This window comes from Embleya sp. NPDC001921 (assembly GCF_053594475.1).
The window spans coordinates 21393-28118 of the sequence record NZ_JBSFEO010000082.1 but is presented as its reverse complement, the minus strand read 5'-3'; the positions used below and the strand labels follow the sequence as shown (position 1 = coordinate 28118).

At 74.5% G+C, this 6726-nt stretch carries 7 protein-coding genes; 3 read left to right on the top strand and 4 right to left on the bottom strand.

Annotated elements, in window-relative coordinates; all coding sequences use genetic code 11:
* Positions 1–865: 865 nt before the first annotated feature.
* Both ACWCPW_RS48835 and ACWCPW_RS48830 read right to left on the bottom strand, forming a co-directional pair.
* The gene (locus tag ACWCPW_RS48835) at positions 866–1978 is read right to left on the bottom strand and encodes a sensor histidine kinase (protein ID WP_449768114.1); all 1113 of its coding nucleotides are present in this window, start codon (positions 1976–1978) and stop codon (positions 866–868) included.
* Complete coding sequence (locus ACWCPW_RS48830) at positions 1975–2670, bottom strand: response regulator (protein WP_449768112.1); 696 nt, start codon at positions 2668–2670, stop codon at positions 1975–1977. The genes ACWCPW_RS48835 and ACWCPW_RS48830 overlap by 4 nt, the downstream gene beginning before the upstream one ends.
* Before the next feature lie 255 nt (positions 2671–2925).
* Between ACWCPW_RS48830 and ACWCPW_RS48825 the strand changes: the two genes are divergently transcribed.
* From ACWCPW_RS48825 to ACWCPW_RS48815, 3 genes are read left to right on the top strand one after another with little or no spacing between them, the layout of a single operon-like run.
* A complete protein-coding gene (locus ACWCPW_RS48825; RefSeq protein WP_449768113.1) occupies positions 2926–3585 on the top strand; it encodes a glycosyltransferase family 2 protein in 660 nt (219 codons plus the stop codon).
* Positions 3582–4202, top strand: a complete 621-nt coding sequence (locus ACWCPW_RS48820; protein WP_449768111.1) for a TIGR04282 family arsenosugar biosynthesis glycosyltransferase — start codon at positions 3582–3584, stop codon at positions 4200–4202. Before ACWCPW_RS48825 ends, ACWCPW_RS48820 begins: the two co-directional genes overlap by 4 nt.
* The gene (locus ACWCPW_RS48815; protein ID WP_449768110.1) at positions 4199–4918 is read left to right on the top strand and encodes a class I SAM-dependent methyltransferase; all 720 of its coding nucleotides are present in this window, start codon (positions 4199–4201) and stop codon (positions 4916–4918) included. Before ACWCPW_RS48820 ends, ACWCPW_RS48815 begins: the two co-directional genes overlap by 4 nt.
* Positions 4919–4980: 62 nt before the next feature.
* On the opposite strand, the gene ACWCPW_RS48810 is transcribed toward ACWCPW_RS48815, so the two are convergent.
* Positions 4981–5493: a hypothetical protein gene (locus ACWCPW_RS48810; protein WP_449768109.1), complete on the bottom strand. Its 513-nt coding sequence runs from the start codon at positions 5491–5493 to the stop codon at positions 4981–4983.
* Positions 5490–6656, bottom strand: coding sequence for a molybdopterin-dependent oxidoreductase (locus ACWCPW_RS48805; protein ID WP_449768108.1), 1167 nt, complete (start codon positions 6654–6656; stop codon positions 5490–5492). The genes ACWCPW_RS48810 and ACWCPW_RS48805 overlap by 4 nt, the downstream gene beginning before the upstream one ends.
* Positions 6657–6726 lie beyond the last annotated feature (70 nt).

The following is a 6726-nucleotide window of genomic DNA, read 5'->3' as shown; positions in this document are numbered from 1 at the left end:
CCACCCCCTCTCGCCACCCCCACGACCCAGACACCCCACCTCCCCACAGCAACGACACAGATAGGTCGACCCGCACCCCGCACCCCCGCCAACTCAGCCCGCAACCCCCGCGACCCAGGCGCGTCCATCGCCTGCGATGGCGACCCTGGTGCCCCACCCCGCCGCCCCCGCGCCCTCACGACCCAGGCACATCGCCTCCCAGCGGCAACGACACAGGTGGGTCGACCCGCACCCCCGCGCTCCCGTCAACTCGACCCGCCCCCCTGCGATTTCCGACACGACCCGCCGCCCCGCGACCCCGGTGCGTCCATTGCGTGCGGTGGCGACTCTGGTGCCCTAACCCGCCGCCCCCGCGCCCCCGCGCCCGCGCCCCGCGACCCCGCGCCCTCACGACCCAGGCGCATCGCCTCCCCACGGCAACGACACACGTGGGTCGACCCGCCACCCCGCACCCCCGCCAACTCAGCACGCCGCCGCCGCGACCCAGGCGCATCGCCTCCCTGCGGCAACGACACAGGTGGGTCACCCCGCACCCCGCACCCCGCGCCCCCGCCGACTCGACCCACCACTCCCGCGACCCCGGTGCGTCGCCTGCCCGTGGTGGCGACACGCGTGCGTCGATCCGTCACCCCTGCGACCCCGGCGCCTTGCCCCCGCGTCGACGACACAGGTGCATCGGCCCACCACCCACGCCCCGCCAACTCGATCCGCTCCCGCGATCCGGGCGCCCCGCCCCGCCGCCCCCCGCGGCCCATCCCTCAGCGACCTTCCCCCGCAGCCCCGTCCCCCGCAGCCCCGCCCCCCGGCCCATCCCCGCAGCCCATCCCTCACGCCACCCCACTCCTATCCCACCGCCACCCCACCCCTACCCCACCGGCAGCCGCACCTCGAAGCGGCACCCGCCACCCGTGTTGGCCACTCCCACTCGTCCCGCGTGGGCCTCGACGATGCCTCTGACGATGGCCAGGCCCAATCCCGCGCCGCCGCCCGGGGAGGGGGTTCGCGCGTGGATGCCTCGCCAGCCGGTGTCGAAGACTCGGGGGAGGTCCTCCTCGGGGATGCCGCCGCACGCGTCGGTGACCGAGACCACGACCTCGCCCTCGGCGGTGCGTACCCCGACCGCGACCGTGCCGTCCGAAGGGGTGTGCCGGATCGCGTTGACCAGCAGGTTCGTGATCGCCCGGGACATCTCGCGGCCGTCCACCCGGACCGGTACCGCGTCGATGTCCTCGCCGGCCAGCCGTACCGAGCAGGACCGGGCCAACTCCTCGGTGCCGGCCATCGCGTCCGCCACCAGGTCGTAGAGCGAGACCCGGGCCAGGGTCAGCTTCAGTGCGCCCGCCTGGATCCGGGACAGCTCGAACAGGTCGTCCACCATGCCGCTGAGCCGATCCACCTCGATCCTGATCCGGCGGTGATAGCGCGCCGGATCCTCGGGCAGGTCGTCCTCCAGCGCCTCGGCCATCGCGCGCAGGCCCGCGAGCGGCGTGCGCAGGTCGTGCGAGATCCACGCGATCAGTTCGCGCCGCGCGTGCTCGACCGCTCGTTCGCGCTCCCGGGACTCGGCCAGTTGTACGCCGGCTCGCTCCAACTCCCGTCCCAACTCCGCGAGTTCGACTACCGCCGAGACCCGCCGCGAAGGCCCCGGCACGCCACCGCCCAAGGCCCGCGCGGAGCCGCGCAGTGCGCGGACGTCGGCCACCACCGGGCGGCCGAGCAGCATCGCCACGCCGATCGCGAGCACCGCCGAGACCGCGCAGACCACCATCACCACGGTCAGGTCGTGCGAGGAGAGCAACATCGCCTGGGAGACCCCGACCGTACCCGCGGCCATGCCGGCTATCGTCACCACCGACATCGCGGCCAGCGCGACCGAGAGCGAACGATTGCGCAGCGCCCGCAGGCCGAGCAGGCCCAGCAGGGTGACGCCGAGCCCGCTGCCCGCGGCGATCAGGCAGATCAGCGCGAAATCCTTCACGGGCATCCGGGGTCGACCTCCAGCCGGTAGCCCACGCCCCACACGGTCACCAGGAGCCGGGGCGCGGCCGGGTCGTCCTCGATCTTCTCCCGCAGCCGCCGCACGTGCACCGTCACCGTGGACTGGTCGCCGAACTCCCAGCCCCAGACCCGACGCATCAGCTCCTCCCGGGTGAAGGCCCGGCCCGGGCTGCCGAGGAAGAAGCACAGCAGATCGAACTCGCGTGCCGTGAGCGAGAGTTCGTGGCCAGCGCGCAGCACCCGGTGAGCGCCGACATCCACCTCGATGTCCGCGTGCCGCAGCACCGAGGGCGCCATGGGCGGCGCGCCGGGACCCGCGACCCGGCGCAGCACGGACCGCACCCGCAGTACGAGTTCGCGCGGGCTGAACGGCTTGGTGACGTAGTCGTCCGCGCCGACCTCCAGGCCGAGCACCCGATCGCCCTCGTCGCCCAGCGCGGTCAGCATCACCACCGGCACCGGGCCGCGCTCGCGCAGCCGTCGGCAGACGTCCAGCCCGTCCATGCCGGGCAGCATCAGGTCCAGGACCACCAGATCGGGCATTTCGGTGGCTGCCAGTTCGAGCGCGGTCGGTCCGTCGGCGGCGTGCGCCGTGTCGAACCCCGCACGTTCGAGATAGCCGACGACGACTTCGGCCACGGTCGGATCGTCGTCGACCACGAGCACCTTCATGCCGGCGAGTGTAGGTGCGCGAAGTGGACGATTCCGGCGGGCGGCCGATCCGTAAGAGGCCCGTAACCCACACGGCCGTATCGCGGCGACGTCAGCACTCCGTAAGCACGTCAAGCCTGGGTATGCGGCCGACGCGTACTTAGCGTGACCCGCATGGAAGCCTCTCCGGCGCATCCCGCCGAGCACACGGAAGCCTCTCCGGCGCATCCCGCCCAGCAGACGGAAGCCTCCTCGGCGCATCCCGCCGAGCATCTCGTGGACGTCGTGTTGCCGTGCCTCGACGAGGCCGACGCGCTCCCGTGGGTGCTTGCCCGGATGCCGGCCGGATACCGCCCCATCGTCGTGGACAACGGCTCGCGCGACGGCTCGGCCGCGCTGGCCCGCTCGCTCGGCGCGGGCGTGGTGGTCGAGGAACGCCGCGGCTTCGGCGCGGCCTGCCACGCGGGCCTGCTCGCGGCGACCGCGCCGATCGTGTGCTTCTGCGACTGCGACGCGTCGCTGGACCCGGACGAACTGCCCTCGGTCGCCGGACCCGTACTCGCCGGCGAGGCCGACCTGGTCCTCGGCCGCCGCCGCCCGCAGACCTTGACCGCCTGGCCGCCGCACGCGCGCCTGGCCAACGCGCTCCTGGCCCGCCGCCTGCGCCGACGTACCGGAGCGCGGCTGCACGACCTCGGCCCGATGCGGGCCGCCCGGCGCGCGGACCTGCTCGCGCTGGAGGTCTCGGACCGCCGCTCCGGCTACCCGCTGGAGACCGTGGTCCGCGCCGCCGACGCCGGCTGGCGGATCGCCGAGACGAACGTGCGCTACCTGCCGCGCTCGGGCCGCTCCAAGGTGACCGGCACGGTACGGGGTACGGTCACCGCGGTCCGGGACATGAGCGCCGTCCTCGCCCGTGCCGGGCGGCCCGCGTGAGTACGCTCCTGGTGATCGCCAAGGCGCCGCTGCCGGGCCGGGTCAAGACCCGGCTGACCCCGCCGATGACCCCGGACCAGGCCGCGGCGGTGGCCGAGGCCGCGCTCACCGACACGCTGGCGGCGGTGCTCGCGACGCCCGCGCGGCGCCGGGTCCTGGTGCTCGCCGGCGAACCGGGGCCGTGGCTGCCGGCCGGCATCGAGGTGGTGCCGCAAGGATCCGGGGGCCTCGACCTGCGCCTGGCCGCCGCGTTCGCCGGCTGTATCGGGCCGTCCCTGCTGATCGGCATGGACACCCCGCAGGTCACCCCCGAACTGCTGACCGTGGACTGGTCGGCCGCCGACGCGTGGTTCGGCCCGGCGACCGACGGCGGATTCTGGGCGATCGGGCTGCGTGTACCGGACCCGTCGGTGTTTCCCGGCGTACCGATGTCGGTGCCGCGAACCGGCGCGGTCCAGCGGGCCCGGCTGCTCGCCGCCGGACTGACCGTGCGCGACCTGCCCACCCTGACCGACATCGACACGGCCGCCGACCTGGCCGCCGTCACCCGCGACATCCCCGGCACCCACTGCGCCGGCGTGGCCCGTGCACTGCTCGGCGGCGAGGTGTACGCATGACCCTGGTCCGCGAGCCCGACCGCGCGGCCGACCCGGCGAACGCGCGGTCCGACATCCGGGCGGATGCTCCGGCCCGCCTCGGGACGGACGCCGGGACCACCGACCCGTACGCGCTCGCCCTGCGCGACGGCGGAGCCGTGTACGTCCGCCGGCACGGCCATCGTCGGCAACGCCTCGAACTGGCGCGCTGGTGCGCCGAACCGGACACCGCCGACGACACCATGCTCGCCCGCTGTACCGGTCCCACCCTGGACGTCGGCTGCGGCCCGGGCCGACTGGCCGCGGCGCTGAGCCGTCGAGGCGTGACCGCGCTCGGTGTCGACCCGGTGCCGATCGCCGTCGCGCGGGCCCGGACCGCCGGGGCCACCGCGCTGTGCCGGTCGGTGTTCGACCCGCTGCCCGGCGAGGGCCGTTGGGCGGTCGCCCTCCTCGCCGACGGCAACATCGGCATCGGCGGCGACCCGGGTGGGCTGCTCGACCGCATACACGGCCTGCTCGCCCCCGGCGGCCTGCTCGTGGTGGAGACCGATCCACAGGACGTGTACGAACGCTTCGCCGCCCGGGTCGAAGACGGCCGCGGCGCCCACGGCGGCGCCTTCCGCTGGGCCCGCGTGGGCACCCCGGCGCTGAGCCGCCTCGCCCCGACACACCACTTCACCGTGACCGACACCTGGACTCACCCGGGCCGCGCCTTCGCCACCCTGCAGCGCGCCTGAGCCGTCGCCGACCGATCCCGAGCCGGCGACGGCCCAGGCCCGAACCCGCGCCGCCCGCCCCATCACCGCCCCTCATCCGCGCCCGGGCCCTTGCCCCCGCCGCGCACCCGCCCCCGCCCCCGCACTCGGCGAAAAGCCACCACCGCCACGGTCCCCACCACCACCCCCGCCCACACGATCGCCAGCCCGCGTCCGTAGTTCAGCGGAAGCACCGACGGGTTCTGCGTCGGCAGTGGCCGCAGCAGCGCCGGCAGCGCGATCAGCGTGCCCACGGCACCCACCGCCAGGCCGCCCAGCACGGTCCGTCGTACCCACGCGGCCGGCACCCGCCCGAACCGCATCACCAGCGCGCCGACGGTGAAGACCACGACGGCGAACACCCCGTCGTGCAGCAGCACTCCGGCGATCAACCACTTCGCGAGTCCCGCCCGCTCGGTCAGGAACGGGTCGTCCCAGGCGCCGGCCACGCCCCACCCGATGCCGGCCACCCCGGCGGCGCCCAGCACGAGCCGAACGGCGCCCACCACCCGCCCGGTTCGCGGCACGACCGCCTCGGGCTCCATCGCCGTACTCATCCCAGCACCTCCACGCGGGCGACCCACTTCGTCTGGAGCACGCCCGGCCGGTTCGGCGCGATGATCCGCGCCGGATACCCGTGGTCCTCGGCCAGCGGCGCGCCGTTGAGCATCAGCGCCAGCAGGGTCGACGAGTCGCGGGCGTATTCGTCCGGCATGTCCATCACCGAGTACGGGCTGAACCGCTCGTGCGAGAACACCCGCAGCCGGGCCCCGGCCGGCGCACCCGCGCGGGCCATCAGGTCCCGAATCCGCACCCCGGACCAGTGCGCCGACGCGCTCCACCCCTCGACACAGGTGATCGGCAACGTCGCCTCGTGCTGCGCCATCGCCAACAGTTCGGCCCGGGTCAGCGCGAACGGCCGCGGGCCGACCACCTCCAGGCGCCACGCGGGATCGCGGACCGCGGTGAACACGCCCGCCGCGGCCGCCGTACGGTTCACCGGCAGGCCTTGCGGGCCGATGTCCGCCCGTCGCGGGGCCAGCACCGACACCCGCCCCAGCGGAGTCACCGTCTGCCCCACCGTGGCGAGCGTGACCACGCCCACCCCGGCGCCGAGCACGGTCAACAGGCCGCGTCGCGAGGGCCCTTCGGGGTCGGCCGGCCCGCTCCGGGCACGCCGCCAGTGGGCGAGGATCAGCGGCAGCTTCACCGCGACATGCAGCGTGATCGCCCCGGCCGCCACCCACGCGATCCAGTAGTGCGCCGGTACGAACGCGAACGGCCACGGATACCACTGCACGATGTTCAGCAGCCCGGTGACGAGTTCGAAGATCGCCGCCATCATCAGCACCGCGATGGACAACCGCTCCAGCGCGTGCCCCACCGACTTCGCCGGCGGCCAGGCGAACAGTCGCGGATAGACCACCCACAGCTTCACCAGCAGCAGCGGCACGGCCGCGATCCCGGTCGCCACGTGCAGCCCCTGGGTGACCCAGTACCCCCACACCGGCCGGGACGGCAGCGCGAGCCAGTACGGCTGATGCTGGAGCAGATGGCTGAACAGACCGGTCAGGAAGCAGATCAGGAAGGCCAGACCGAGCAACCGGCCGACCAGGACGGCCGTACGCGGATCGTGCAGCGCGCCGCGGAACGCGCCGGCCCGGAACGGACCACGCCGCAACGCGGTGGGTGGATCCGGCAAGCGGATGTCGAGCTTCATCCCCCCAGCCAACGCCGAAATCCCCCCGCCGGCCCCCATTGACCGCCTTACGGAGTGCTGACGCCCGACC

Excerpts from the sequence above, each read along its gene's own strand:
- ACWCPW_RS48830 (WP_449768112.1), bottom strand. The coding sequence starts at position 2,670 with ATGAAGGTGCTCGTGGTCGACGACGATCCGACCGTGGCCGAAGTCGTC.
- ACWCPW_RS48815 (WP_449768110.1), top strand. The coding sequence starts at position 4,199 with ATGACCCTGGTCCGCGAGCCCGACCGCGCGGCCGACCCGGCGAACGCG.
- ACWCPW_RS48810 (WP_449768109.1), bottom strand. The coding sequence starts at position 5,493 with ATGAGTACGGCGATGGAGCCCGAGGCGGTCGTGCCGCGAACCGGGCGG.
- ACWCPW_RS48805 (WP_449768108.1), bottom strand. The coding sequence starts at position 6,656 with ATGAAGCTCGACATCCGCTTGCCGGATCCACCCACCGCGTTGCGGCGT.